This window comes from Rhodohalobacter sp. (assembly GCF_034521535.1).
GTDB lineage: Bacteria > Bacteroidota > Rhodothermia > Balneolales > Balneolaceae > Rhodohalobacter.
The window spans coordinates 34,164-60,143 of the sequence record NZ_JAXHMF010000006.1 but is presented as its reverse complement, the minus strand read 5'-3'; the positions used below and the strand labels follow the sequence as shown (position 1 = coordinate 60,143).

At 44.5% G+C, this 25,980-nt stretch carries 30 protein-coding genes, 1 tRNA gene and 4 pseudogenes; 24 read left to right on the top strand and 11 right to left on the bottom strand.

Annotated features, from left to right (window positions below; all coding sequences use genetic code 11):
- Positions 1 to 7 precede the first annotated feature (7 nt).
- The 6 genes from U5K35_RS12535 to U5K35_RS12510 all read left to right on the top strand — a co-directional run bounded on the left by U5K35_RS12535 (position 8) and on the right by U5K35_RS12510 (position 5,070).
- Positions 8 to 475, top strand: a complete 468-nt coding sequence (locus U5K35_RS12535; RefSeq protein WP_322571833.1) for a plastocyanin/azurin family copper-binding protein — start codon at positions 8 to 10, stop codon at positions 473 to 475.
- 271 nt (positions 476 to 746) lie between these two features.
- Positions 747 to 1,478, top strand: coding sequence for an iron-sulfur cluster repair di-iron protein (gene ric, locus U5K35_RS12530; protein WP_322571832.1), 732 nt, complete (start codon positions 747 to 749; stop codon positions 1,476 to 1,478).
- A 381-nt stretch (positions 1,479 to 1,859) separates the two neighbouring features.
- Positions 1,860 to 2,294, top strand: a complete 435-nt coding sequence (locus U5K35_RS12525) for a hypothetical protein (protein ID WP_322571831.1) — start codon at positions 1,860 to 1,862, stop codon at positions 2,292 to 2,294.
- Between the two features lie 5 nt (positions 2,295 to 2,299).
- Positions 2,300 to 2,710 carry a hypothetical protein gene (locus tag U5K35_RS12520; protein ID WP_322571830.1) on the top strand — a complete coding sequence of 137 codons (411 nt, stop codon included), beginning with the start codon at positions 2,300 to 2,302 and terminating at the stop codon, positions 2,708 to 2,710.
- A gap of 102 nt (positions 2,711 to 2,812) precedes the next feature.
- Entirely contained in the window at positions 2,813 to 3,826 is a 1,014-nt protein-coding gene (locus U5K35_RS12515; protein ID WP_322571829.1) for a COX15/CtaA family protein, read from the top strand.
- 38 nt (positions 3,827 to 3,864) lie between these two features.
- Positions 3,865 to 5,070, top strand: a complete 1,206-nt coding sequence (locus U5K35_RS12510) for a hypothetical protein (protein ID WP_322571828.1) — start codon at positions 3,865 to 3,867, stop codon at positions 5,068 to 5,070.
- A 252-nt stretch (positions 5,071 to 5,322) separates the two neighbouring features.
- Here the strand turns inward: U5K35_RS12510 and U5K35_RS19755 are convergent.
- The 4 genes and pseudogenes from U5K35_RS19755 to U5K35_RS12490 form a co-directional block, all read right to left on the bottom strand.
- Positions 5,323 to 5,412: pseudogene (locus tag U5K35_RS19755) on the bottom strand (SEC-C metal-binding domain-containing protein); the annotation flags it as partial.
- 186 nt (positions 5,413 to 5,598) lie between these two features.
- On the bottom strand, positions 5,599 to 5,793 hold the full coding sequence (locus tag U5K35_RS12500) for a hypothetical protein (RefSeq protein ID WP_322571826.1): 195 nt from the start codon (positions 5,791 to 5,793) through the stop codon (positions 5,599 to 5,601).
- Entirely contained in the window at positions 5,756 to 7,330 is a 1,575-nt protein-coding gene (locus U5K35_RS12495) for a hypothetical protein (protein WP_322571825.1), read from the bottom strand. Before U5K35_RS12495 ends, U5K35_RS12500 begins: the two co-directional genes overlap by 38 nt.
- A 13-nt stretch (positions 7,331 to 7,343) precedes the next feature.
- A complete protein-coding gene (locus U5K35_RS12490) occupies positions 7,344 to 8,099 on the bottom strand; it encodes a M14 family zinc carboxypeptidase (protein ID WP_322571824.1) in 756 nt (251 codons plus the stop codon).
- Positions 8,100 to 8,597: 498 nt separating this feature from the next.
- On the opposite strand from U5K35_RS12490, the gene U5K35_RS12485 reads away from it, so the two are divergent.
- From U5K35_RS12485 to carB, 3 genes and pseudogenes are all read left to right on the top strand, one after another.
- Positions 8,598 to 9,461 (top strand): carbamoyl phosphate synthase small subunit, encoded by an 864-nt coding sequence (locus U5K35_RS12485; protein WP_322571823.1) that lies wholly within the window; start codon positions 8,598 to 8,600, stop codon positions 9,459 to 9,461.
- Complete coding sequence (locus U5K35_RS12480) at positions 9,454 to 9,768, top strand: glutamine amidotransferase-related protein (protein ID WP_322571822.1); 315 nt, start codon at positions 9,454 to 9,456, stop codon at positions 9,766 to 9,768. Before U5K35_RS12485 ends, U5K35_RS12480 begins: the two co-directional genes overlap by 8 nt.
- A 139-nt stretch (positions 9,769 to 9,907) precedes the next feature.
- Positions 9,908 to 12,738: pseudogene (gene carB, locus U5K35_RS19750) on the top strand (carbamoyl-phosphate synthase large subunit).
- 358 nt (positions 12,739 to 13,096) lie between these two features.
- Here carB and U5K35_RS12460 read toward each other — a convergent pair.
- The 3 genes and pseudogenes from U5K35_RS12460 to U5K35_RS12450 form a co-directional block, all read right to left on the bottom strand.
- Positions 13,097 to 13,480: pseudogene (locus U5K35_RS12460) on the bottom strand (alpha/beta hydrolase family protein); the annotation flags it as partial.
- Positions 13,481 to 13,557: 77 nt separating this feature from the next.
- On the bottom strand, positions 13,558 to 13,755 hold the full coding sequence (locus U5K35_RS12455; protein ID WP_322571817.1) for a hypothetical protein: 198 nt from the start codon (positions 13,753 to 13,755) through the stop codon (positions 13,558 to 13,560).
- 206 nt (positions 13,756 to 13,961) lie between these two features.
- Positions 13,962 to 14,156 carry a hypothetical protein gene (locus U5K35_RS12450; RefSeq protein WP_322571816.1) on the bottom strand — a complete coding sequence of 65 codons (195 nt, stop codon included), beginning with the start codon at positions 14,154 to 14,156 and terminating at the stop codon, positions 13,962 to 13,964.
- 187 nt (positions 14,157 to 14,343) lie between these two features.
- Here U5K35_RS12450 and U5K35_RS12445 point away from each other — a divergent pair, with 187 nt between their 5' ends.
- The 14 genes and pseudogenes from U5K35_RS12445 to U5K35_RS12385 all read left to right on the top strand — a co-directional run bounded on the left by U5K35_RS12445 (position 14,344) and on the right by U5K35_RS12385 (position 21,774).
- Positions 14,344 to 14,721, top strand: coding sequence for a hypothetical protein (locus tag U5K35_RS12445; protein WP_322571815.1), 378 nt, complete (start codon positions 14,344 to 14,346; stop codon positions 14,719 to 14,721).
- 106 nt (positions 14,722 to 14,827) lie between these two features.
- Positions 14,828 to 15,202: pseudogene (locus tag U5K35_RS12440) on the top strand (universal stress protein); the annotation flags it as partial.
- The gene (locus tag U5K35_RS12435) at positions 15,194 to 15,727 is read left to right on the top strand and encodes a universal stress protein (RefSeq protein WP_322572673.1); all 534 of its coding nucleotides are present in this window, start codon (positions 15,194 to 15,196) and stop codon (positions 15,725 to 15,727) included. The pseudogene U5K35_RS12440 and the gene U5K35_RS12435, both read left to right, overlap by 9 nt.
- Before the next feature lie 36 nt (positions 15,728 to 15,763).
- Positions 15,764 to 15,967, top strand: coding sequence for a hypothetical protein (locus U5K35_RS12430; RefSeq protein WP_322571814.1), 204 nt, complete (start codon positions 15,764 to 15,766; stop codon positions 15,965 to 15,967).
- Entirely contained in the window at positions 15,924 to 16,607 is a 684-nt protein-coding gene (locus U5K35_RS12425; protein ID WP_322571813.1) for a hypothetical protein, read from the top strand. Before U5K35_RS12430 ends, U5K35_RS12425 begins: the two co-directional genes overlap by 44 nt.
- 411 nt (positions 16,608 to 17,018) lie before the next feature.
- The gene (locus U5K35_RS12420) at positions 17,019 to 17,303 is read left to right on the top strand and encodes a hypothetical protein (RefSeq protein WP_322571812.1); all 285 of its coding nucleotides are present in this window, start codon (positions 17,019 to 17,021) and stop codon (positions 17,301 to 17,303) included.
- Positions 17,304 to 17,491: 188 nt separating this feature from the next.
- Complete coding sequence (locus tag U5K35_RS12415; RefSeq protein WP_322571811.1) at positions 17,492 to 17,740, top strand: GIY-YIG nuclease family protein; 249 nt, start codon at positions 17,492 to 17,494, stop codon at positions 17,738 to 17,740.
- A gap of 51 nt (positions 17,741 to 17,791) precedes the next feature.
- A tRNA-Pro gene (locus U5K35_RS12410) sits at positions 17,792 to 17,865 on the top strand.
- A 554-nt stretch (positions 17,866 to 18,419) separates the two neighbouring features.
- Complete coding sequence (locus tag U5K35_RS12405; protein ID WP_322572672.1) at positions 18,420 to 18,917, top strand: BT4734/BF3469 family protein; 498 nt, start codon at positions 18,420 to 18,422, stop codon at positions 18,915 to 18,917.
- The gene (locus U5K35_RS19745; RefSeq protein ID WP_416221635.1) at positions 18,901 to 19,284 is read left to right on the top strand and encodes a PriCT-2 domain-containing protein; all 384 of its coding nucleotides are present in this window, start codon (positions 18,901 to 18,903) and stop codon (positions 19,282 to 19,284) included. Before U5K35_RS12405 ends, U5K35_RS19745 begins: the two co-directional genes overlap by 17 nt.
- 608 nt (positions 19,285 to 19,892) lie before the next feature.
- Positions 19,893 to 20,606, top strand: a complete 714-nt coding sequence (locus U5K35_RS12400) for a hypothetical protein (RefSeq protein ID WP_322571810.1) — start codon at positions 19,893 to 19,895, stop codon at positions 20,604 to 20,606.
- Between the two features lie 44 nt (positions 20,607 to 20,650).
- The gene (locus U5K35_RS12395) at positions 20,651 to 20,914 is read left to right on the top strand and encodes a hypothetical protein (protein ID WP_322571809.1); all 264 of its coding nucleotides are present in this window, start codon (positions 20,651 to 20,653) and stop codon (positions 20,912 to 20,914) included.
- A 147-nt stretch (positions 20,915 to 21,061) separates the two neighbouring features.
- The gene (locus tag U5K35_RS12390; RefSeq protein ID WP_322571808.1) at positions 21,062 to 21,352 is read left to right on the top strand and encodes a hypothetical protein; all 291 of its coding nucleotides are present in this window, start codon (positions 21,062 to 21,064) and stop codon (positions 21,350 to 21,352) included.
- Between the two features lie 176 nt (positions 21,353 to 21,528).
- Positions 21,529 to 21,774, top strand: coding sequence for a hypothetical protein (locus U5K35_RS12385; protein WP_322571807.1), 246 nt, complete (start codon positions 21,529 to 21,531; stop codon positions 21,772 to 21,774).
- A 465-nt stretch (positions 21,775 to 22,239) separates the two neighbouring features.
- Here the strand turns inward: U5K35_RS12385 and U5K35_RS12380 are convergent, their stop codons facing one another.
- The 4 genes from U5K35_RS12380 to U5K35_RS12365 form a co-directional block, all read right to left on the bottom strand.
- Positions 22,240 to 22,569 (bottom strand): phage replication initiation protein, NGO0469 family, encoded by a 330-nt coding sequence (locus U5K35_RS12380; protein WP_322571806.1) that lies wholly within the window; start codon positions 22,567 to 22,569, stop codon positions 22,240 to 22,242.
- A gap of 120 nt (positions 22,570 to 22,689) precedes the next feature.
- Positions 22,690 to 23,055: a hypothetical protein gene (locus U5K35_RS12375; RefSeq protein ID WP_322571805.1), complete on the bottom strand. Its 366-nt coding sequence runs from the start codon at positions 23,053 to 23,055 to the stop codon at positions 22,690 to 22,692.
- A gap of 20 nt (positions 23,056 to 23,075) precedes the next feature.
- On the bottom strand, positions 23,076 to 23,726 hold the full coding sequence (locus U5K35_RS12370; protein WP_322571804.1) for a YqaJ viral recombinase family protein: 651 nt from the start codon (positions 23,724 to 23,726) through the stop codon (positions 23,076 to 23,078).
- A gap of 64 nt (positions 23,727 to 23,790) precedes the next feature.
- Positions 23,791 to 24,531, bottom strand: coding sequence for a DUF932 domain-containing protein (locus U5K35_RS12365; protein WP_322571803.1), 741 nt, complete (start codon positions 24,529 to 24,531; stop codon positions 23,791 to 23,793).
- Positions 24,532 to 24,734: 203 nt separating this feature from the next.
- Between U5K35_RS12365 and U5K35_RS12360 the strand changes: the two genes are divergently transcribed.
- Positions 24,735 to 25,211, top strand: coding sequence for a vWA domain-containing protein (locus U5K35_RS12360; protein WP_322571802.1), 477 nt, complete (start codon positions 24,735 to 24,737; stop codon positions 25,209 to 25,211).
- Positions 25,212 to 25,980 lie beyond the last annotated feature (769 nt).

Sequence of the window (25,980 nt, the reverse complement as noted above, 5' to 3'; positions counted from 1 at the left end):
CAAACCAATGAAAACACTTATCAAAATAACAGCAGTAGTACTCTTTGCATTAACTCTGGCACTTCCGGTTTATTCAACCGACATAAAAGACGATGTCCGAACTGTTGAGGTGACCGGAATGGACAATCTTAAATACGATAAAACGCTGATTGAAGCCAGTCCCGGTGAAACCATCAAGCTTGTATTTAAGGTAGTAAGCAACATGCCTCCCCAGGCAATGTCTCACAATATCGCCATCCTTCCACAGGATATGGATACAGATGCATTCGTAATGGCCTCGATGGGCGCCAGGGACAATGAATATATCGCTCCCGATTACGAAGATCAGCTGGTAGCCTATACCGAAATGATTGGTGGCGGGGAAACGTCAACCATAGAATTCACCGTACCTGAAACACCTGGTGACTACGACTTTATCTGCACCTTTCCCGGACATTATCAAGGGGGAATGGTTGGTATTCTCCGCGTAAAGTAGAATACAGATCCTACCGGGATGCAGGTGAGACTGTATTCCGGATTTACCGGTTGTGTCTGAAAGAGGTAGGTCCAGCCAAAATTAACACGTTCATACAAATGTTAAGTCGTGTACAAACTTTAGGATAGAACGAGAGAGTCATCGGATGAGTTTTTTCTTAAAACCGAGCAGTATCGATAGAATGAGTGAATTCATGATAGACTCATCCGATGACTAACCCGTCACCTTAACATTGACACAATACTAAATTATCAATAAACGAATTATGCAAATGATTAAAGAAAACCAGCCACCCATCACGAAACAGAAAATCGGTGACATTGTAAGCGATAACTATCACGCTGCAGGCGTATTCAAAGCTCACGGTATCGATTTTTGCTGTGGCGGCGGACGGCCACTTGGCGTTGTTTGTGAGAAGCAGGGAATTGATCTTGAAGACATCACTGAAGAGCTGAAAAGTATACAATGGGTAAATCATTCAAGCGGAGATAATTATAGCGACTGGGACACATCTTTTTTGATTGATTATATCATGAACACACACCATACGTTCGTCCGCCAAAAAACCGGTGAGATTCCAATGTACGCAGCTAAAGTTGTGAAGGTTCATGGCGAACGTCACCCGGAAAACGTTGAAATCTTTAAGCTGTTCTCTTCACTATCAAACGAGCTTCTGGAACATCTGTCGGATGAAGAAGAGACAGTATTTCCACTTATTAAAAAAGTCTCTGAAAAGAAGGATCGCGGAGAAAAGATCAGCGAAGAGGAGCTGGATGAACTTAAACATCAGCTCAAATTAATGATTGATGATCATGAGGGTGCCGGACAGCTCATGGCGCGCATCCGGAAGCTGAGTAATGATTTTACTCCCCCGGCTGACGCGTGTAAAACGTACCAGGTGCTGTATCAAAACCTGGCCGGATTCGAGGAAGATCTGCACAAACATGTACACCTCGAAAACAACATCCTATTCAAAAAAATAGAACGCCTTGTAGCGGCCTGACGCCCTTTTTTAGGACAGTTATAAAAAAGATAAAAGTGAGGCTGTCCAAAAAGGATTACTCTGCCTGAATCCGCTTAAATAATTTAGGTTTTTCCTCCAGACTCACCCTATTTCCCTCTCTATCAAATAGAGAGGGATTTAACGTCTAAATTATTTAAGCTTGTTTACGTGGACTTTCACTTTTTGGACAGCCTCGATTCAGGGGGATGTTAACTCAGTACATATAAGATTTGGTGAACACCCTCTCAATCTCCCCTTTTTAGGTGAGAATTAGTCCATCATCAAATTATTTAAACCAAATCCGATTTTGCGTTTCCAGAATACAATACTCTACAACTCGCTAACAAATAACCAGCATCCGATAACCGATAGCGGATTACAATGCCAAATATTACTCGATGGTTTATTAAAGCCGGGATGATCTGGTTTACGTTAGGAGTGGTTTTGGCACTTGTTGCGGAATCGCCGGGAGTTCAGGGATCTGAACTTCTGCTGCCGGTCTACTGGCATATGATTGTGATTGGCTGGATCACCCAAATTATTATGGGCGTTTCCATCTGGATGTTTCCGCGGAAAAGGCGGGATCGAAAAAAAGAGCAGTCGTGGCTGGCGGTGGGCGCGTTTTATTTGCTGAACGGCGGATTGATCATGCGTTTTTTATCTGAGCCGTTTCTACCGGTTTTTACCGAATCCAGCCTTCTGTCGACTACAGTGGTGGTTTCGGCAATACTCCAGGTTGCGGCAATTGTGCTGTATATCGGTGAAATATGGCCGAGAGTTCAGCCAAAGAAAACACGTAAAAGGGAGAAAAACTGATGCCGATGCAATCGATTTGGATGATTCGGCTGTCTCTTCTCAGCCTGCTTGTTGCTGTAATATTAGGCGGGCTGATTTTAATTCATAAAGCATTCCCCCTGCACCCGGCTGTCTGGGGAGCACTGCCACTGCACTATGAACTGGCCATCTGGGGCTGGCTGGTGCAGTTTGTGATGGGAACGGCCTATTGGATGTTTCCAAGACATTTAACCGGACCCGGACGTGGATCGCCGGGCGTGGCTACAACCATGAGTGTACTCTATAATATTGGCCTTTTGCTACTGCTGTTCTCATCCGCAACACTTACTTTAGGATTTGTTTTTGCACTTGCGGGCAGAGGGTGCTTAGCTTTAGCGGTTCTGCTTTTCGGCGGATTGATGTGGCGTCGCGTAGTAAGCTACAAAAACAGGAAATAACACAAATGGCATTGCTAATCGCAGAACCAATAAGAATATAAGCGCTTATTGTGGTTATCTCCTGGTTTGATGGAGTAAGTGCAGAAAATAAGATTCACAAAAATGACTGGAAAAGACAGAAAGCAGATCAAAATCTGGTACCTGAGTGGCGCCGCTCTCGTATTTTTAATCCTTATAATAGGTGGTATTACAAGGCTCACCGGTTCCGGGCTTTCCATGACCGACTGGAAACCGATTATGGGATCTATTCCGCCAATGTCGGAAACGCAATGGGAGGATGCGTTTGAACAGTACAAGCAATTTCCCGAATACCAGGAGATAAACAGCGGTATGAGCCTGGCAGAGTTTCAGGTCATCTTCTTTTGGGAGTACTTGCACCGCATGCTGGGCAGACTGCTGGGGCTTGTATTTCTGATTCCGTTTGCGTGGTTTCTGGTCCGCCGCAAGTTTAACCGGGAGCAGTTTCTGCGATCCGTACTGCTGCTGACCCTCGGGCTGGGACAAGGTCTCATGGGCTGGTTTATGGTTCAAAGCGGGCTGATTGACGTTCCCGAGGTGAGCCACTACCGGCTGGCGGCCCATCTCTTGCTGGCATTTATCATATTTGGATGTTGCGTCTGGTTTGCCCTGGATTTGAACAAGGAAACGCAGAGTGTATCATCCGGTGGCTCTGAACTGAAAACCTGGCTCAATATCTTTATTGTAATCCTTTTAATGCAGGTGGTTTGGGGCGCTTTCACAGCCGGGCTTCATGCGGGGCATATCTACAATTCGTTTCCGAAAATGTACCAGTTTTGGTTTCCGCCTGAGATGTTATTGGTGGATCCCGTCATTCTGAACTTTTTCCAAAACATGACGGCGGTTCAGTGGACACACCGCCTGCTGGGAACTATTTTGGGAGTGATGGTGATTGCCATGTGGGGACGAATCTTTTGGCTTGATACATCAAAAAATGAGAGAAATTGGATGCTTGTACTTTTCGGGACGGTGCTTTTGCAGTACGCAGTTGGTGTGTTTACGCTGATCTTTCACGTTCCTGTGTGGCTTGGCGTACTCCACCAGGCAATGGCAATGGTGCTGTTTGGTGTAGCTCTGGCAGCCCGGCACAGTGTATAAAAAACGCGCAAAGTACTCAACCTGATAGTATCACCAGCATGAGCAGGATCCCTCAAATCATACACACCGAATTCTCTACTCTCTGGAAGTTTTCACTTCTCAGTTTTGTCATCGCCGGCCTGACCGGGTTTCTCTACCGCTTTGGATTTTTGATGCCGTTGCCTGAATGGCTTCACCTCGGTAATATCCGCCACGCGCACTCTCATCTGATGTTCTTTAACTGGATTACACCGCCCATTTTGATATGGATGGCCGCGGAAGTTATCGGTGGTGAAGACAAAGATTCTTTTTACAGAATCAAACAGTCTATCTACACAATGATGTGTCTCGGGCTTCTCTCGTGGCCCTTCTTTCTGCTTTACGGATATCGGCCGGTGTCCATCGGTTCAGCAGATCTTCCCGTCGCAGCTATGTTATCCGGACTGGTGATGATCACCTGGTACTGGTTTGGAGTTCTCTATTATAAAGCAAGGCAGAGTTTGAAGTCGGCATCGCTTTCAGTGATGTTGTTTGATGGCGCTCTTGCAGCGCTGGTGGTTAGTTCGCTGGGTGCATGGGGCGTATCGGTCTACCAGTTCAGCCCGCTGGAAAGTCCGCTAATTTCTAAAGCGCTCACCAGTTTCTTTCTGGGCGTATTCACAGAAGGGTGGGTGGTGTTGGGTGTGTTGGGAATCCTGTGGAGTGGGGTTAATAGACCGAAATTGAATATTAAAGAAGGCTGGTTCTGGAAGCCGGTCCTTTTCGGGGCGATGCTGATTTCCCCCTTCAGCCTGAATCCGACTATCTTAACTTCGCCGATGCTCTATTCAGCAAAAGCGGGACTGCTGTTAATTGTCGTTGGGTTGTCAATTAACCTGTTTGGTTTGATGAGATCTTCGTTTGCGGCATCGGCCATTGGCATGGTGATTCTTTTGCTTTTGGGACTCAAAATCCTTTTCCAGGCCGGTGCGCTGTTTCCAACCGGGATCTGGCCGGGCGAGCACGGCCTGAGGATTCTCTACCTCCACCTTGTTCTCCTTGGATTCGGCACCACCGGTTTGATTACAGCCTTTTACCCCGCCACCGCAACGCTTACTAAATGGAGTTACGTGGTGGCAATGGCGGCTGTATTGATTACGCTGGGTATGTTCAGCGGCTACTGGCCTGGTATTTTCATCCCGCAACACTTTGTCTACTGGCTGGCCGGCGCTGCCTTGCTGCCCGTGTTACCTATGGCGAGGTTGTTGATTGGTGGAAGGGTTTAAAAAAGTAACTGGTTATCTCAAGTCACTAATCTTGCATAAAAGGATAACATCATTTCTCAGTCAATCTGACCAATACGTGCTAAAGCCGATCGTTGATTTGCGGGGAGTTCATATTAATGACAGTGCTGATGAGCATTCAGACCATGACGTACCGGGTGGACAATTCTGTGGATTCCCACCATCCGACAGAGCTGAATAGACGATGACGATACCCAAAATAACAGCCAGGGCAACACCAATCATACCAAGTTTTGATGAGAAGCCGGACTTATCTTTCTCCATGCAGCAATTTTTATACTTTTTGCCGCTTCCACAATGACAGGGATCATTTCGTTTAGGTTTATCAGCCATGGCTTTTCGGATTTGATGTTACATGCCGATACGTGTGAAAGATACGAAAATCCTTCAATCTGGGTATTTACCTGTATAAAATGTTTGATAATTGTACATCTCGGTTCAAAGGCCGGGATGACATTTTCTTAGATTCTACCCACAGTAATCAAAATCTAGATACTGAACAGCGCGGTTTTAATTCGATGCTGCTCCGCTAATGGTATCCCCAAAAAAGACGGCGTTCATCAGCAGCTTGTTGGTGCCAAACCAAAAGGCTCGAAATGCGGGATTATCCGCAAAACTGATTACGCGTCCACCGCCGTAACTCCCAACAATAATGGATGCTGTTCCGTCAATCAGCTCGTGAGTTTTCTTCGGAGATATACCCACTGGCAAGGGGTTCGTTCGTGTATCGGAGCGGCGTTGCGTAGGGATTGTCGGCCAATTCCATAAAACTTGTTGAGTTTCTGAATACAGTAATTTCCTCACGGTTATAGCCGTAGGCGATCGGGTGGGTGAGGTCTAACGTGCCGTGGAAAATTGATCCGCCAATCATCTGGGCTCCTCGCGTGTTAGACAGGTCGGCATACCGGCGCTGTACTACACTGTCCTCAGGTGCTTCTACAAAATTGATGTTTGCAAGGCCCTCGCCGTTTGCCCAGCTTACGGCATTTTTGTTCAAAATGAGGGTTCGGCCTCCGCGCACCCATCGTTTCAGTTCGTCCGTAACCCCGGATGACAGATCGCTGTAGTAGCCGTTTGCCATAATCAGGGTATTATAGCGGTTCAGATCTGCACCGCCAAGCTCATCTTTTTCAATGATGGTAATCGGCATGTGGAACCGCTGATCAAACAGGTGGCGAATTTCACCTACATCGTAACTGCTCGTTCCTTCGCCTCCAATGATTGCCGTACTGGGCATCTCGAGGTTTTCAAAGCTAGGGCTGCCAAGATCAATGCCGGATGGGTTTAGCCCGCTTTGAATGCTGTAAACAGTAACTCCGTCTTCTGAAGCAGCCTGCTGCATGAGGCGGAAAATCTCTAAGTCGCTCATATCCTGGATGCCAAGCGACACCATTATTGTACCGTAATCAAAATCACGGACACCGCCGGTGGTCACCGCCCGGAAAGGTTTTGACGCCACTTTTGTGCGAAGGCCCGCCTCTTGCAGCCGGTAGAGAGTTCGCGGTGTGTAGTATTCATCCCATTCAAACAGGTAGGCGTATTGGCTGCGCCCGCCAATAACCTGGCCTTGCGGAAATTGAGGCTCTTCAATCGGGTCGCCCATCAAAGAGCTGCTATACTCGCGCTGGCTCAGTTCGGCAAACGGCAGGTTAAACGCGTAGGGAAGCGTCCAGGTTGATACATCATAAAACAGGCTGTCGGTAAACTCTGTTCTGCGTTCAAACATCGCCTTGATGAATTTATGCTGCGTTTGTTCGGCAGGTATCACAATGGCTTCACCACTTTTAAATTCCTGGTTGTTAAATTCTGCATCTTCGGCAAGTGTGTACATATCAATATCGTGGAACGAGAAGAGGTCGGCCAGGTGCCAGGTTCGGGCTTTGTCATGCGAATCGCCCACAACATACGCCTTAATAGATGAGTTAGCAGCTTCATCTCGTGCCTCGCGATAAAATGTTCGCATGTGATCCAGCAGATCTTCCCGAAGTTCGATGGATGCTTCTAGCGTGGAAAAAGAGGTGGTCACCTGATTTAAAATGGTTTCCGGAAATGTAAGCACGCCGTGCACGCTTTCCTGGGCATGGCCGCGGGAGCTGGCTTGCTCAAACAGAATGCCAATGGTTCCAAACACATCAGGATAGGTGGATCCTTTACCATAATAATAATCATCAAATCCTTCACGGGAATAATAAAGCTCCTGGCGCTCATCGAGGGCATCAGCATGGTACTCGGCAATCGCCATCGTCAAATCCTGGTTACGCCGTGGGGTGATTGGGATGCGTTCGGTCCGGCACACCGGGTTGGAAAAAGTAGGTAGAGTTGGTGCCCATTTCGTGATGGTCGGTCAGTACATTTGGGTGCCACTCATGATACATTTGAATACGTCCGCGGCTTGATGGATGCTGAACCGGCATCCAGTCGCGGTTGAGGTCGAACCAGTAGTGGTTGGTTCGTCCGCCGGGCCACACTTCATTATGTTCACGGTCTTCGGGGTCCGTTACACTTGCTTTAATGCTCTTATGCATGTTGGCCCACGTTGAAAAACGCTGCATTCCGTCGGGGTTCAGGCTTGGATCGATCAGGATAACGGCATTGTCGAGGATCTCCTCAATTTCACTGCCCTGTGCGGCCGCCAGGTAATACGCGACAAGCGGTGCTGCATTCGATCCGCTGGGTTCATTACCGTGCACGCTGTACCCCATGTTAATGATGACGGGCATGGTGCTCACATCCAGATTCTCCGATTGGGCCGGATCTTTCAGGCGGTGGTGATTCTCTTTGATCCTGTCTATCGAGGTGTGATTATCCGGCGAAGTGATAGTAAGCATCACGAGGGGACGGTCTTCATATGTTTTGGCATATTCCATGTAGTTGACCCGGTCGGATGCATCTGCCAGCGCACGCATATAATACACGAGTTTGTCGTGGGTAATGTGCCACTGCCCGATTTGGTGGCCAATCACTTCCTCCGGCGTTGGTATCGATTCGTCGTAGGAAATATCATCCGGCAAGTAGTAATCGATCGATGATATCGTCTTGAGCGAAGGCGCTCGTCATACAAAACAAGCGATAATAAAAGTGAAAAAGCCGTGTAAATCGTAGTCTTCATAGTTTAAGGCGTAAAGTTAGTCGGAATAAATAAATATATATATGTACTATCGGCGTGGTTGATGGAAGGTTTCGTAAAAGCACGGTTTTGCAAAGCCTTCTGATGTTAGAATAACAACTTCTTATAAACTATCAACCGCAATTGAAAAATGCTGTCAATAATTCAAGCTAAAATAATATGGCGAAGTAATGATGAGACTTAGACAAAATTTTTAAAAATTGAATTTTCATATCAGGTCATCACTCCGTAACTTTCTCAAACTTCAAAATCGATATACGGGTGCAGGACCAAAAAACCGATTTACAACTGAATATTCTCTCAAAATCCGACGCGGGTTCCGTTGTCGGATTTTTTTTGGTCTTTAATTCGTATCCTCATCATAAAAGCCAACCCAGTCTACATGAAATCAAAAGACCACAAACCCTGCATATTGGCCCTTTCAGACGGCACAATAGCGCATGGAACAGCTATCGGAAAGATCGGAACCACCGGTGGTGAACTCTGTTTTAACACCAGTATGACAGGCTATCAGGAAATTTTTACTGATCCCAGTTACTACGGGCAGATGATGATGATGACCTATCCTCACATCGGTAATTACGGTACAATGAGCCGCGATGATGAAGCCCGCTCAGTGATGATAGCCGGACTCATTGTTCGCTCATTTTCTGAGGAATTCAGCAACCCAATGGCGGACGGCAGCTTGCAGGAATATCTTGCAGAAAATAACGTCATTGGAATTTCCGGTGTCGATACCCGAAAGCTCGTTCACCACATTCGTGACGAAGGGGTAATGAATGCGGTTATCAGTTCCGAAATTTTGGATGAAGATGAGCTGGTAAAAAAAGCTAAGAACTGGCCGTCGATGGTTGGTCTTGAACTTGCTACAAAAGTGACCCGAAAAGAGGCACAAACTATTCCTTCGGAAGGCCCTTTCAAGCTTGCTGTATTCGATTATGGCGTGAAAAAAAGTATCCTCGATAACTTTGTAAAACGAGGTTGTACGCTCCGGGTATTTCCAGCCGAAGCTGACCTTGAGGCAGTAAAATCGTGGGGAGCCGATGGTTATTTTTTCAGCAATGGCCCGGGCGATCCCAATTCGTCGGCCGACTACGGCCTGCCCATGATTGAATATGCAAAATCAACTGGGAAGCCTTTGTTCGGAATTTGTCTCGGACATCAGCTGATGGCACTCTCGGAAGGGATTGCGGTTAAGAAAATGTTTGTAGGCCACCGCGGGTGCCAATCAGCCGGTGATGAATAAGCAGACCGGCCTTGTAGAGATTTCAACACAGAATCACGGGTTTGCTGTAGATGAAGAGAATCTCGATGAATCGAAAGTTGAGGTAACGCACATAAACCTTAACGACCAGACCATTGAAGGGCTGAAGTTTAAAAACTTCCCGGGAATGTCGGTGCAGTATCATCCCGAGGCATCGCCCGGCCCACACGATTCCCAGTACCTGTTTGATCAATTTATGGATATGGTTAAACAGGGTGCAGGACACAAGGAACAAGGTGTAGGGGACAAGGAACAAGGTACAGGGCACAAGTCTCAAGGCACAGGGTGAAAAGCATAGGAATCTATTTAAGCGGGCAAGAATAGAAAACAATTTTAGACTTCAACTTTCTGAACCCTGAACCTTGCCCCTTGAAACCTGCACCCTGAACCTTGACAAAAACTCAACAATAATTTAAAAATAATACCATATGCCACGTCGCGACGATATTCATAAAATCTTAATTATAGGATCAGGCCCAATTGTAATTGGTCAGGCTTGTGAATTTGATTACTCTGGAACCCAGGCTTGCAAATCTCTCATGGAAGACGGGTACGAAGTTGTGCTGATCAACTCAAATCCGGCAACCATCATGACTGACCCGATGATGGCGGATGCCGTTTATTTGAAGCCGCTTACGCCGGAATCTATAAAAGAGATTGTGGAGAAAGAGAAACCCGACGCCGTGCTGCCTACAATGGGCGGACAAACGGCGCTTAACCTTGCGGGTGATCTTCAGCATGAAGGATACTGGAAAGAACACGGTGTGCAAATTATCGGTGTAAATATGGATGCCGTGGACATCACAGAAGACCGCCAGCAGTTTAAAGACCTGATGGATAAAATTGGTATCGATCAGTGTGAAAGCCGTACAGCCAAATCTCTGCTGGACGCTAAAGAGATTATAGAAGAACTGGGCGGCCTGCCGATTGTGATACGGCCCTCATTTACAATGGGTGGATCCGGCGGCGGTATTGTCTGGAATGAAGATGAGCTTGAACGAAAAGTGCTGCGCGGCCTTGAGATGAGCCCCGTTCACCAGGTGCTGATTGAGGAGAGCATTTTTGGCTGGAAAGAGTACGAGCTGGAGCTTCTTCGCGATAAAAATGACAACGTGGTCATCATCTGTTCCATCGAAAACCTTGATCCGATGGGTGTTCATACCGGTGATTCGGTGACCGTTGCTCCCGTTCAAACACTGACCGACAGGCAGTACCAGCATATGCGGGACGCGGCTATTAAGATGATGCGCTCAATCGGTGATTTTGCCGGTGGATGCAACGTACAGTTCGCCATGGAGCCGGGAAGCGACCGCCTGGTAGCCATCGAAATTAACCCAAGGGTGAGCCGGTCGTCCGCCCTGGCCTCGAAAGCGACGGGGTATCCAATTGCTAAGATCGCCACTAAACTTGCTGTCGGTTATACTCTTGATGAGCTTCCAAACCCGATCACACAGGTATCATCCGCCTGTTTTGAGCCGTCGATAGATTATGTGGTAGTAAAAATACCACGTTTCAATTTTGATAAGTTCTCTGCTGTGGACGAAGAGCTCACCACGCAAATGAAAGCAGTTGGCGAGGTGATGTCAATCGGACGAACCTTTCCGGAAGCGCTGAATAAAGCTTGGCAGTCGCTGGAAATCGGGCGGTCGGGACTTGGAGCTGATGGATACGATCGAACCCGACAGAAAGTATGTTCGCGAACGGCTGCTGAAACCGTACTGGGACCGCACCCTCCAGATCCGGAATGCATTTAAGATGGGCGCATCGGTCGAAGAGATTGCTGACATTACAAAAGTTGACGCGTGGTTTCTGCAGCAGATCCGCTATATGGTGTCGCTCGAAAACAAAGTTGAAGGCCAATCATTGTCGGAGATCACCAAAGAGGAACTGTTTGAAGTGAAGCAGGCCGGGTTTTCGGACGCGCAGATTGCATGGCTTCTGAGCAAAAGCGGAGAGAAAGTAACAGAAGATGATGTGAGGCAAAAACGGCACGAGATGGAGCTGAAGCCCGTGTTTAAAATGGTTGATACTTGTGCCGGAGAGTTTCCTGCAGAAACGCCCTACTACTATTCCAGCTATGAAAGGGAAAATGAAAGTGAAGTGACCGATCGCAAAAAAGTGATGATTCTTGGCAGCGGGCCAAACCGCATCGGTCAGGGAATTGAATTCGATTACTCCTGTGTTCACGCCGTACATGCCGCCCAGGAGATGGGGTACGAGGCAATTATGGTTAACTGTAATCCCGAAACGGTCTCGACCGATTTTGATGTGGCTGACAAACTCTATTTTGAACCGGTATTTTGGGAACGCGTGCTCGATATTTATGAGCATGAAAAGCCGGAAGGCGTGATCCTTCAGGTGGGCGGACAAACGGCGCTCAAGCTCGGCAAACGGTTTGTAGAAGAAGGAATTAAGATTTTCGGTACCGAGTTTGAGATGATCGATTTTGCCGAAGATCGTGGAGAGTTCTCAAAATTTCTCAAGCGGCTTAACATTCCATTTCCCGAATATGGAACCGCCCGAAATGATGCTGATGCTCTTGAAATTGCAAAGCGTATCGGTTACCCGGTACTGATTCGACCCAGCTATGTTCTCGGCGGACAGGGTATGCGAATTGCTGTTCGGGAAAATGAGTTGGGGCAATATGTGGCCAACATTCTAAAAACCCATCCGGAAAATGATTTTCTGATCGATAAGTTTCTTGATAAAGCCGTTGAAGTGGATGTGGATTCCGTCTTTGATGGCGAACAGCTGCATATTGCCGGCATCATGCAGCATATTCGAACCTGCGGGCGTTCACTCCGGAGATTCCACGGCTGTGCTTCCGCCGTATTCTCTGAGTGATGACGTCATCAAAAAAATAGAAGAGTACCAGCACAAAATTGCAAAAGAGATGGGAATCGTCGGTTTTCTGAACGTACAGTATGCTGTGAAAGATGAAACGGTGTACGTGCTTGAAGCGAATCCGCGGTCAACCCGAACGATTCCGTTTTTGGCAAAAGCAACACAGCGGCCGGAAGCGAAAATTGGCGTGAAAGTGATGCTTGGCGCAAAACTGAGCGAGTTCGACCTGGAATCAAAACTGGAACACTGGGCGATTAAAGAGCCTGTATTCCCGTTTGATAAATTCCCTGAAGTGAAAAAAGAACTCGGCCCGGAGATGAAATCAACCGGCGAAAGCATCTACTTCATGAAAAACTTCGACGACGAGCGATTTAGAAAACCGTACGAGTTCAAGAATCTCTACTTGTCGAAGTAAACGTAGCGCGGCGTCGCCGACCCGCGAGCGGAACTCATTTCTACCCGAATTCGTCAGACGAAAAAGACAATCGCAGGATGAGAGATCTAAATCTGGGCTCTGTAACTCGTCGGACGAAAAAGGCAATCGTCCGACGAGGTAGGTCGTAATAAACATGGCATGTCTGGTACTTGCAGTAAGCTTATTTCCGTTGATTAATTATTGATTGGATTTTGGATTCAGAGGATCATGGAGACATGCCATGTTTGGCTGGTAGACGCTAATCCACGTGATCGGGAATGTTGTAGTCTACATCTCCAATCTCGTAATCGAGCAGGTGTTCGGCGAAGTAGTCCCAGAGCATGCGCTCAAAATAATCGCCGCCGGAGTGGCCGTAAATACTAACCCGGTTAATGTCTATGTACGAACGGGATGCAGCGAGCTGTTCAATTCCGTAGCGATTGTCGGGCAGGGCGTAATCACGCAGATTACCATGTCCATACTGTTGATACCACTTCTCCCTGAGCGGACTGCCGCCTCGATTTCCCATCGCTACAATCACGAACCCAACTTGCGAGAATGCCTGGGCTCTTGCTGCTGTACCGCCAACTGAAAAGCTGCGCGGGTAAGGCTCTACCTGCGGGCCGGGATACACGTAAGAGATGATCGGGTACGCCATTTCAGGATCAAAATTTGAGGGCTTCCACATCACACCATACAGATCTGTTACGCCGTCGGCTGATTTTACGCTAAACTGTTCCGGTAGATATACTCTTCACCATTGTTGATGACGCCAAGAAAGGAGTTCATCACGTTAAAATAGGGTTCGCTCTTCTCGGTCTAGAGCACGTCTGTTTCACCTGTTTCGGTATTTGCCTTTACCACATCAATCTCATCCCAGGTACGAGTGCGGCGTAAAATCCACAGGTAATCCGATTCATCTGACGTGTAGATACCTCCATCGCTAAAGTACCCGCCTCCAAGCGACTGGTCAGGCCACTTATCGGTATCAAGCCGAACACCTTCGTGCGTTTCCATATCAAATACCATGATCTCATCCTGGTAGTGATTATCCTCACCCGGTCGGTATCGTAATCAAAACCATCCAGGTCGAGATCCTTAGCATTAAATTCGCGATTGAATTCTTCAGAGAGCTGAGCTGCCATGTTTTCGCGATTAAACAGCGGTCGTCTCGACTGACTGCCGGCATCAACAAATTCCCATCGAGTTCCGTCGTTAGTTTCCTATTCATACCAGAATCGGTCTTCATCTTCAATCCAGTTGGCGCGAAGAAATGTGTCACCGGTAAGGTTTTGCATACGTTCGGATGTAAATTGCTCAGCAAGTTTGAAGTTGGCCTGCTGTCCGTACAAACCGGCTGGCGCTATTATGAATAAACCAATACAGAAGAGTGAAATAGTAAAGTTTTTGAAATGCATATTATGGATTGGTTCTATGAATAATGAATGGCGTAAAGATCTTAAAGCAAATGAAGGAATGCTTCTCAGATTGCAAATTTTCACGTTCCCCCAATTGTTTAGGAGTAATATTTTTATTGAGGAATGGTATCACCTATTTTATAAGTTATTGTAGTAGAATCAGATAAACACAACGTAATAGAATACAATGAAGTTAGTAGATCCAAACGGAAAGGAAGTAACAAGCAAAGAGAATAAAGAAGCCGGGCAACTGGAAAAGCAGTTAAACAAAAAAATTGAGAAACTGCTCGAGCCGATAATGAACAAGATTAAACTGGCAGGTGGACAAGTGCCACAGCAACAGCTCATGCAGCTATCGTCAGCAGCACACCAAATGCTCTTTAACCGGATGGTGTACAACCTTGCGATTAAGGCAGGTGTTGAGGATATAAGCGAGCTTGTCAGTGATGATGATGTGGATGAACTGCAGACATCATTGAGTAATCAGCTGCAAATTGTAGATCAGCCACAGGAAGGCCAAGAGCAGCAAAAGCCCGGACAGAAGGGAAACAATAATAAGAAGTAGAGTTTGAAGTAATAAAAAAAGTAATCTATCAGTATGGTGGGTGATGTGGCATAAATAAAAATCTCTGATAACAGGAGTTTAATATGATTTCTTCTTTCGACATGCTGCCGTTGCGCTGGATCTCTCCGAAGCGAGCGATGTGATTGTTGAATGTGTTTCATCTTTCCAGCATCTGGGCGTTGAAAAAATAACGCTTGTAACTGTTATTCCGATACCCCTTGAAAAAGAGGGTGCGGAACTTGATACCAGCAAAGAACAGGAAAAGCTCGAAGAGCATCAAAAAACGCTGGAAGAGTCTGGTTTTGACGTTGACATCCACATCAGGTCCGGCCTCCACTACTATCCGCCAACCGAGATACTGATTGCCGCAGATGAAGTGAAGGCAGATTTTGTGGTGATCAGCAACCGGGGTCAAAGTAAGGTTCTTGAGCTGTTGTCTGGCGGTACAGCCACAGAGTTACTGCATCGATCAATGATTCCGGTTTACCTGATTAATCTTGAAGTAAGAAAGGATTCGGAGAAAGCAGGCGGCCGATCTCTTGTTCTCCCACATCCATGTAACGAAGCGGTGAGGCATGTTTTGTATGCCACCGATTTTTCAGACAGCGCATATCGTACCTACAAAGTTCTCAGAGATATGGAGGGTGCCGGAATCGTTGAAAAAATCTCAATGATTCATGTTCAGGGACATCATGCAATTGCGATTAAAGACCCGGTAAGCCGCGACCGATTAACGGAGCAAAATCGCGATCAGCTCGATCGTATCCGCAATAAGCTATCGGACCGAACGAGAGAAGGTACAGATCTTATTATCACGTTTGGTACCCCTGCGAAAGAGATTGTGGATACTGCAAAAGAGAGAGGTGCAACAATGATTATGATGGGAAGTCAGGGCCAGGGATATGTTCAGGAGTTATTTCTGGGAAGCGTTAGCAGCAAGGTAACTCGGCTAAGTGATGTGCCCGTTTTACTGATACCTGCTGAACGGGAAAATGAAGAGTCTTAATATATGTTTTACTGATCTATTAGGAGTTTAACTATTATGGATTCAAATAAATGGATTGGTAAATCGATAAGCCGGCGCGATACGATGGCTCCGGAACAGTTGCGTAGATTTGAAGCGATGGTAAATCGCCGTCCTGATACCATTTCGGAAGGTGATGAGCTTCACAATGTGTTCTCACTGGGCATATTTCACTCCTTTGCATCTGCAGTCAGATTTAACTGTTCAGGGATACCCCCGTGACCACGATCTGTTTCCGCCTATTGAGCAGTCGAGCAGGCTATGGTTGGGTGGCAGGCTTCAGTTTAAAAATAATCTGTTTATTGGTACGCCTGCTACACGTCATTCATCAATTACTCAGTTTAAATCGGAAGGTGTTGAAAATGAAAAAGTCTATTTATCGCTTCAGCATCAAATTAGTACTAAAGGGTCAATTGCTATTCAGGAGGATCAGCACTTTCTTTACAGGCAGCCATCTGAAAGGGGAGCACACCCAACGCGTACAGAACCGATGGATATTGATCCTGACTGGGAGAAAAGTACCAAACCCGATTCAATTCTACTGTTTCGATTTTCAGCTCTGACCTACAATTCTCACAGAATTCACTACGATCAGGGGTATGCCCGCGACGTTGAGGGGTACCCAAATGTAGTAGTGCACGGACCACTTCTATTACTGTTGGCACTCGAATCGTACCGAAGCCAGTTTGATGGAAAAGTACTTGAAGACGTGACATATGAGCTCCGTGGTCCGGTATATTTGGGTGAACAAATTACAATTTCAGGTAAAGGTGTAGATAATCATGAAACAGAGCTTCGCATAACCGGTCATGAAAATAATATAGCCCTCAAGGCGAAAGTGAAGTGGGCGTATAAGTGGTGACGTGAGATTTATTAGGGATCTGTCAAAAAAAAATTGGGATTACTTTCGGTTGGACTTACCCGGGCGGTTTTCATGAAATCTCTATTATTGAGCTCTAAATGGTCAAAAAACAGAGTTAAAAATACTTAATTCATGTGTAAAATTCGCTGCCTGATTTTACGACTGATATAATTAAATAATTGATAGTCATACAGATAGTTATGTTATAAAATATTTATGATCCTTTTTATAATGAATTCCTAATTTTTAAGATACCATGATCTTCGTTTATTTGGAGCAAGGTTCTTTGCAGAGGGCGAGTTAGTACCAATAAAAGAACCAAAAAACGGAGAAGTAATCCTTAGGTATATATTCTTAAGGTTGAAAATCACGAGAATATTTAATTAATAACGAATCTTAAAGGCAGCTAAAATGGAAAACAATATAACTACGAATGGATTCAAAGAGGTAGATACCAAAAAGAATGCCACTGTTACATTAAAAAGCACAGACAGAAGTGATCTCTTTAGTGTGATTTTTCAGGAGAAGGTGCTTGGATATATCAATACCAAAGATGTAAATCATATTAAGTTTGTGCCTATTTCAGAGGAAATTGATTATTCATTAACTGAATTAGAAAAAATCACATCGAGCTTGAAAAAAGCCCGTCAAATGAAACAGCAGCAAGTTAGCGCTATTGAAAATTTCCTAAATTAATTTGTTAATTCTGTAAAACCACAATTTGGTACACTCAGAGTTATACAACTTATAGCATAACTATCGCCTATTTTGAAGTAGGTTAGTAGTTACCCGAATCATAGAGAAAAAAGTAATTCGGCTGGGGTCGAGGGGTCGGTACGCCTCGGGCGTACTCGTCCCGATAGAGTTGACCAAGAGATAGAGAGATGAAAGCCTACACTTACATCCTATTCAGTGAATCGGCAGGGAGATATTACACCGGTTCTTGTGATGATCTGAAGAAACGATTTAAACGTCAGAATAGCTCCGGAGTCCGTTCCACGAGATATGGCGTTCCATGGGCACTTCGTTGGTATCGTGAATTACCTATCAGAAGCGAGGCTCGCCGGCTTGAGTTGAAGATTAAGAAACGCGGCGCCAAGCGATTTCTGGAAGGCCTATCCAAAGAGACATAATTTATCGTTGTATTTGAAAAGATATACCCCTAATTTTCTTGCCTACCAAATCGGGACGTGGCTCAGTCCGGTAGAGCGCTCGGCTGGGGGTCGAGAGGTCGCAGGTTCAAATCCTGTCGTCCCGACTTAAGAAAAGGGGATGTTTGCACTAGCAGGCATCCCTTTTTTTGTTATTGCAAAATCTCTTCAAGTTTTCAGATAGTAATACGATAGTAATTGCCACGGTTTAAATTTCTGTTCCAACACCATAATGTAGATTTTACGTGAAAAAAGTTACAACTATATGGTGATATAATCTGACTAAAAAAATTATTTATTAAAAATTTTTTAACATCATATATCAAAATTCCGTACCTTTCATGTTCGATGTATTGGAGCAGTGAGTCACAGAGAGTGACAGTTTGTAAAACAAACACACTGTAAAGCCTATCTGCGGAGAGCGGATATCCTGCGCATTGGTTAAATAAAACCAGGACGATCATAGAAATCTTCTTTCTAGATTGTCATAAATGCAAAGGATAAAACTAATGAAAATATCATTATTTGACGAAGGTGTGTATCACACAACCCCTTCAGACTACATTACAGTAAAACAAGCATATCAATATATAATCTCTGATAAGCCTCAAGAGGCTACCCAAAAACTCCGAAATCGAGCAACTCAAATAAGAAAAAAGAAATTAAAAAAAACCAGTTCAAACTGGTCACATTTTCTGGAATGTTTGAGGAAAGAAATACTGATAGCCTTTTAAAATTCAGTCATTTAATATGTCTGGATATCGATGATGTCGAAGACTGTAACACCGCAAAATCCCATCTCATCAATCAGATTAACTTTAAACCACTACTTCTATTCATTTCACCGAGTGGAAATGGGATTAAGGCTGTCTACAGGGTTTCAAATATTACTGCCAATCAAGTCAACCAGGCATATGAATATCTAGCTGAATTGGTTGAATCGAAGTTAGGTTTAACAGTTGACAGAGCTCCCAAATCTGTAGTCTCTGGCTGCTTTTTACCTTGGGACCCTGAGGCTTACTTAAATGAAGAGGCAGAGGCCGTGATATCTCCCAAAACTAAAATTGCCTCTCCGCATGTGCCCACAATTACTCAGCCGAAGGATGAAGACCTTAAAAAGGTAGAAGCCTGTGTAGATTATATTGAAAAGAGCGATTGAATATAGCCGATTACTATCAGATTGGTTTTCAATTGGAATTTCACTCGCATCGTTCGGAGAAGATGGCCGCCAACTCTTTCACAGAGTAAGCAAAATGTCTGGCAAATATAATGCTACTAAATGCGATGAAAAGTTCGACAATCTATGTGAAACTGCCAGTAAGCAAGTTTCACTTGGGACCTTTTTTGAGCATTGTAAGAGGCATAATATTCCACTTGCTGAAATTTTGAAGCCCTTCAACCCTAAACTTAACATCGTACCGACAAAAGAAAATTATTGGGATCAAAATGAACGAGAACAACATAGTCAGCGAGTTCAAAATCTGCAAAAAAACAGGGACCATCGCGCTGGTGACTACCGTTCGTGAAACGTATGGTGTCAGCCACGAAGTCTTATGCAAATATGACATCGGTTTAGAGCAAATGACATTGCCACCAGTGATACTGTAGACATGCTGCTGGTACCTCGACCAGTACGGTTGCAGGGGGTATTATTTCCAAGACGATCGGCTCTCTGATTTCGACCTACCTGGCTCTTCAACAATTGATTCAATTTTTGGTTTGAACAATGTATTGGATACAAGAACGGCGGTGATCGCCGAACACCCCTTTGATGTAATGTACTTGTCGATTGTCCGGCATGATATCGATATTATTTGCAGAATGGATTCTATGAATCCTGTACTCACCGAGAAGCAGCGTGATGTCTTACTGGAAAAATCAGAATATTGGGAGAAGGTTTATAGCTCTTAAAAAATGCGGTCACTGGCTCGGAGAAAAAGAATGCAATATCCTATTGCAGATTGTACGCTGATACACTGCCCAACGACACCGAAGTTTATTGGGTTAATCTGAAAGCTCCTGAAGAACCATTGATTGAGGCTGCTCTTGACCCCTTACATCTTTCGGGGAAAGATTTGTTTCCAGATGCAGAGTATATCTGGAATTCAGCAACAGTGAAAAGATAGATTCTGGTATGTTAAAGACCAGAGAAAAGCCAAAGCTGGGCATATGTGAACTCAGAAAGTCTGAGGTGTTGGGAGATCATGGCTTTAAAAAGATATACCTGGGAAATTCGGTTGAACCTACCCTTTTAAGAGTTAAAGACAATGTTGTTCAGGAGGTTTCAAATCCGATGATAATGGATCACGTAAGGGAAGAAATTCTCCCTAAACTATCAAAATTTGTGGCGACTGCGGAAAGTGAAAAAGGGATTATTCTTAAATCCCAACGAGAGCTGACATCTGCGTTCCTTTCTTATCGAAGTAAAATACTCAGTGATAATTTCCAGGGAGTTTTCCCTCAATCTACATTGAATTTCTTGAGAGAAGATAGCAATAACGGTTATTTATTTTTTAAGAATGGTGCAATCAAAGTAACAAAACACGATATAAAACTCATTAAGTACTCAAAACTTCCGGGAGTTATCTGGAAGGATCAAATTCTGGATCGTGAATTTCATTTAAACTCATCAGTTAGTCAAAAATCTCACTTCGAAAAGTTTGTAATGAATGTAGCGGGCGGTAAACCTGACCAATTTGCTGCATTCTGCTCTACTCTGGGATATTTGTTGAGCACATATAAAGATAGGGCCAATGCAAAAGCAGTTATTCATCCGATCGTAAAAAATATCTCCACTGGGTCATGCCGATGGGAGACAACGGTAAAAGTTTATATGGTTCATCTCTGAAATTTATTCGAAATCAACGATATATAGCTGGGAAAAACATAAAAATGGATAGCAATTTTGCTTTCATGGATGTGAAACTCGGTGACCAGAATCTGTTTATCGACGATGCACATTCGCAGTTCAATTTAGAACCTCTATTCAATGTTATTACCAACGATATGCAGGTTGAAGCTAAGTACTCAAATCGATTCACAATACCATTTGAGGACTCACCGAAGATCCTAATTGCAACAAATTCCGTTATAAGCGGAAGTGGAAACAGCTATGAAAGGAGGCAGGTGGTTCTCGAGTTTTCAGATTATTATTGAACCATCCTTCACCCTGATATAGAGTTTGGAGGACGATTTTTTGAGGATTGGGATGATGCAGAGTGGAATCGGTTTGATCGGTTTATGATTGATTGCCTCCAGGAGTATCTAAAAAACGGCCTATACACATGCAAAACAAGCACATACATGTCAAGAAAGGCTCGCCATGAGACAAGCAGTGAGTTTTTTGAATGGGCAGAGTCTTACTTGGAAAAAGATGTGTCTTACAGTGCAAATATTCTGTTTGAAGGGGAAAACCCGACATCTAAGCAGCCGGAAACTCCTGTGAACTCATCAGGCAATTCCTTCTGCTTCCTGAACCTCTCGTGCGACCTTCATGAAAATCAAATGAAGACCTTTAAAAATGGATTCGCACTTATGCAGAGTTTAAAAGCTGGCAGGTGCAGGATGTTCCGAATAATGGATACTCACAATTAACATTCACAACAAAATAAATATAAAATATTACTCATTTGCTCACTGGAAGTCTCGCATTCGGGGATTCAGTGGGCAAGTGAGTTATTTCATCAACTATGGATACAAAAATAAACTTACATTTATTCAGTGGATTAAAGAATATGACAAAGACTTACCTATTGCAATGAAATCAAAAATTGGGTCACCGAAGATCGAAAATTAAAGAAGTAACTGATAAAGATACTCTTAAAGCCCGGATGAAGCGCGATAAATATTTTGAAGAGCGACATTTCAGAAAAGTAGACGTCGCATTTGAAATTTATACTGAAGAAATGGATAAGCTCAAACAGGAAAAGCTCTCACAATCCCCTGGCAATACAGCCAGGATTCAGTGGCCGGTAACGCTCAAAAAGAATCTGGGTAAAACCGCGAGAAGGATCTAAAAAATCTTATCTCAGCATTGAGCGCGCAAATAAAGTAATTAAGTTCATTCTTCCCAAAGGAACCAAAAATTGACCCCGGGGTAAAAAGACCCGATACAAACCGGATTAAACTTTCCCATCCAGATTAGCCCCCCACCTCAGCCATTTTCGAATTTTGATAATTTTTTTCCAATTTTTTTTTCATTTTACGTCCCTCAGCTGCGCCGGTCATCCCAGCTCGACCCCTTCTGCCCGCTTCAGTAGCCCCAAGGACTCTGGCGGGCAAATAGAAGCGCCGCATGATAGCTAATTAATACCACTTCAATGCCATTCACAGATCCCCAATGAAAAATGATGGAAAATGCACCTCTTTTAACTTTTAAACTGGTGTACCCAAATATTTGAAGGGATCTGTAAGTGAAAGTCCTGATTCTGATGCTAAAAAATCACGGGGGCTTTGGTAGCCTCACCATGATTTTTCCTCTCTTATGATTCTTGAAGGGATTCTGTAACCCGCTGGTAGCTGCCAGACGGTTGGAGCTGAAGTTCCGGCGCCGGGAGTATGCTATCAACATTGGCCCATTTTCCTCTGTCTGTATCTTTGTATTCAACGTAGACCATTGCTGTAATGCCAATCACCTTCTCTAAATTGAACCCATAATGCAGGTCTTCATCTGTAAAAGGTTTTGTCCTCCATCTTTCAAGATCTTGCCTGAGATTCGATTTAGGGTGTAGCGATTTGTTGTATCTCTTCTGAAGGAGATACCTGTCACCATTATCATTTGTAGCTTCAAGTTCAAAAACCAGCAGGACCATCTGCTTTTTTCCAAACTTGCTTTCACATGGTTCCTAAATCCGAAACGTCAACGCACACTGCAGGTTGCAATCCACTCGGTGCAAGATCGGTATTTTTGGCTTTCTCATTTATTATTAGTGTCATAGCTTATCCTGTTTTAATCTTAAGGTTCTGGTATTTGTTTCTGTTTGATAGTCGTTGTACAGCTCCGGATAGTCGGTCCGAAACCGTTTGCTGTCGAATCCTCTTCGCGTGGAGGATTTCCACGTGAGGATAGGCTTGTTATCCACGGTTATTGCCGAGTTGTCACCGCAAAACTCTTTTAAGTCAAATTCTATTGACTCCTTTAGCTCTTTCAGTCCATCGATTCGTTCTCTCACGCTAAGCAAGAGATTATACCGCTGGCGAATGTGCACAGTAGCTTCTTTTTGAGAGTCCAACGATTCAGGATGCTTAATAAGCAGATCCTCAGTCGTTGAAGGTGGAGGCGGGGTGTTTCCCTCCACAAAGGTCTTCCACCACTGGCTCAGGCGCCGGTTGTTTGCTCTGATGAGCTCGTCGTCTCGCTCACAAAAATGGGCTCTGCAAACTCGCACGTGTCTCGAAAATGAGACTTGTAAGTACCCGAATTGTGCATCCAGAATGCCGATGTAGTGTTGCAGCTGTGCATGCCATTCAGGGCATGTTTTGCGCTAACTCGTGGGGCGAAATCCGCCAGGGTGGTCGTGCACTTAATTTCCAAGATTCCCAGCCCCAGGTTGCCTTCATCATTGATGATGCCATCGACATTCCCTGAAAGCATGGGATAGTCCGGTGGAATAAACATCGTTTCAGGCTCAGTAACCTCCATGTTCATGGTCTCCCGAAAATGTTGTCGGACGATAGGTTCGAACAAGATCCCGAAATTCGAAAACGCGTTCCCATGAAAGAAGCTGACGTTCTGAGTTTTCTCCAGCCATACCATGTATGGGCTTTTGTACCTCGAATTTCCCAAAGCGGCAAAACTATCACTCCCGCCAATAAAATTGCGCCTCAATGATCGCCATTCGTCTATTGAGAGTTCTTTCGTTGATATTTCATTCATAATATTTTCAGTTACGTTTATATGAAAAAAGGCAACTCCGTTAGGAGCCACCTTTTGATTTATGCTTCTTTTCGAGCCATTTGATAACGGCATAGATAACAGCTCGTTTCACATGCCTCACCCGCTAACCTTGCTAACTTTTCTACGTGAGTCATAGCTAATTCAGGTATAGGTCTTCGGTGAGCGCGTGGAGCCTGCTGTGATTACGCACCATTGATTGGGGTGGTGAGCTCTTGAGGGCCTCGGTCGCATGGTTGTAAGCGCTCCACAAATTCATCTTTTCAAACTCTGGATGGGATGGTGTTTCAAGCTCCTTAAACGCCTTGGTGGATTGCGTAGGTGATAGGATGCCTTCCCCAGTCAGAATGCCCAGGTACTCGTAGCTTGCACGCTTATCCAGGGCTATCTCCATCATCCTGGCTGCGTCGAAACAGAGCTGGCTGTACTGATGCTGGGATTTATAGATCGCGGTTACCACCTGATCCATTAGATCCTCATGCATGTTTTTGCCTGTGTGCTTTCTCATTACGGTGATATCTCCGCGGAACATGAGGTTATCGCATACCACGATCGAGCTTCCTACCGCTACTCCGCAGCTCATGCTGGTATCGTGTGAATTTCTAATCCCTATAGAAAGGCGTAGGGGATCGTCATCTGATGTGGATTTGCTGCTATACGATAGGACTCCAAACATTCTGTTGCCTTTCGAGCTGATTGCATACGCCTGTTTTGCAAAGGTAAAGTCTCTGAGCAAATTAGAGGCTACCGTTTTCACGTTAACTGCAAAGTCGTAGTGATTTAACGGCGTATAGGTGGCGGTCTTTTCGGGTTCGGGGACCACGAGTAGTTGCTCCAGCGAGCAACGCTCAGATCCGCATTGAGTTAATAATTCAGACATGAATTCTCCATAATTTATAGTTTCTATTACACCTTTCTTATACCAAAATTAGGGGGAGAATTATGCCCGGAGCGCAAGATGAGATGGTTTTATGGTATAAGAAGTATGAGCGAAGCTTACAATCAAATGGCGTAACCAACGTAATCACCATTTATAGAAACGACAGCTTCAAATAATCAACCAAACGTTAAATTGGAGAAAATATGAAAGAAGGATTAGCAGAAATAATATGCATCATCGACAGATCAGGTTCCATGGGATTAATTAAAAGGGACGCGATCGCAGGTTTCAACACATTCCTGGAAGAGCAAAAAAAGCTGCCCGGAGAAGCGACATTAACTCTTATTCAGTTCAATACAGAATCTGAAGTTATCCATGAAAACAAACCCCTGAGCGAAGTTAATCCGATCAGTAACAAAGACTACATACCGAGCGGAAGTACAGCATTATTTGATGCCATCGGCAAAGCTATAGATTCTACGGGCCGCAGATTAGCTAACACTCCGGAAGAAAACAGACCTGAAAAAGTGATTGTTGCTATTCTGACTGATGGACAAGAAAATGCAAGTAAGACCTTTAACCTCCGTATAATAAATGATATGATACGCCATCAGAGAGAAGATATTCATGGGAGTTCATTTACCTGGGGGCTAATCAGGATGCGTTCGCCGAAGCTGTAAAAATAGGGATTGACAGAAATAATACTCTAAACTTTGATGCAACCCGTGATGGAATCAGAACGGCTTATAGTGATATGAGCACCAGTATAGCGAATTACAGGAAAAAGTAGAATGTCAATGTAAGAGCGGTATAAGATTTAGAGAGTTATGCTTTACCACACTGAATCCCGGAAAAGTGATAGAAGCCGTTAACGGCCGGCAGGACTGATCGGGAGCTTCAGAGAGAGAAGGTGGGGCCTTCTCTTTTTGATTGAGAAGTTATTGTTAAATCAGCCCACTTACTCACTCCCAGTGGGCAAGTGACGTAATTTGGCTAAAAGCTTTTCAGGTATTTTGTTTTTCAATTGAGGGGTAATGGGGATGAAACCTTAACCGCCTGATTTCTCTCTTTATCAGGTCGTATGATATAAGTTTGCTCATTTTATTAATGTTACGAGTCTAGTAGTAAGGTATAGTCAATCTCTTAAACATATTGTACCTCTTGTGTCTATATATGAGTTCATCCTACTATAATATATTTTTATACCTAATTCACATTTTTTAGTACAGGGTAGGTTGTTATGTACCCATAACTCCTGCCGAGCCGTCTGGCTTACTGATACAATAATGGTTATCAAACAATTATTTTGCTAGTGACCATGAATATTATTTGCGTATATTTCAATATTAATTAATAGATAGAGGAAATTATGAAACAGATAGTCATTAGTATATTAGAGGGCTTTGAATTGCCTTCGATTTTCTGAAATTCAGTTTTTTAAAGTCTCGT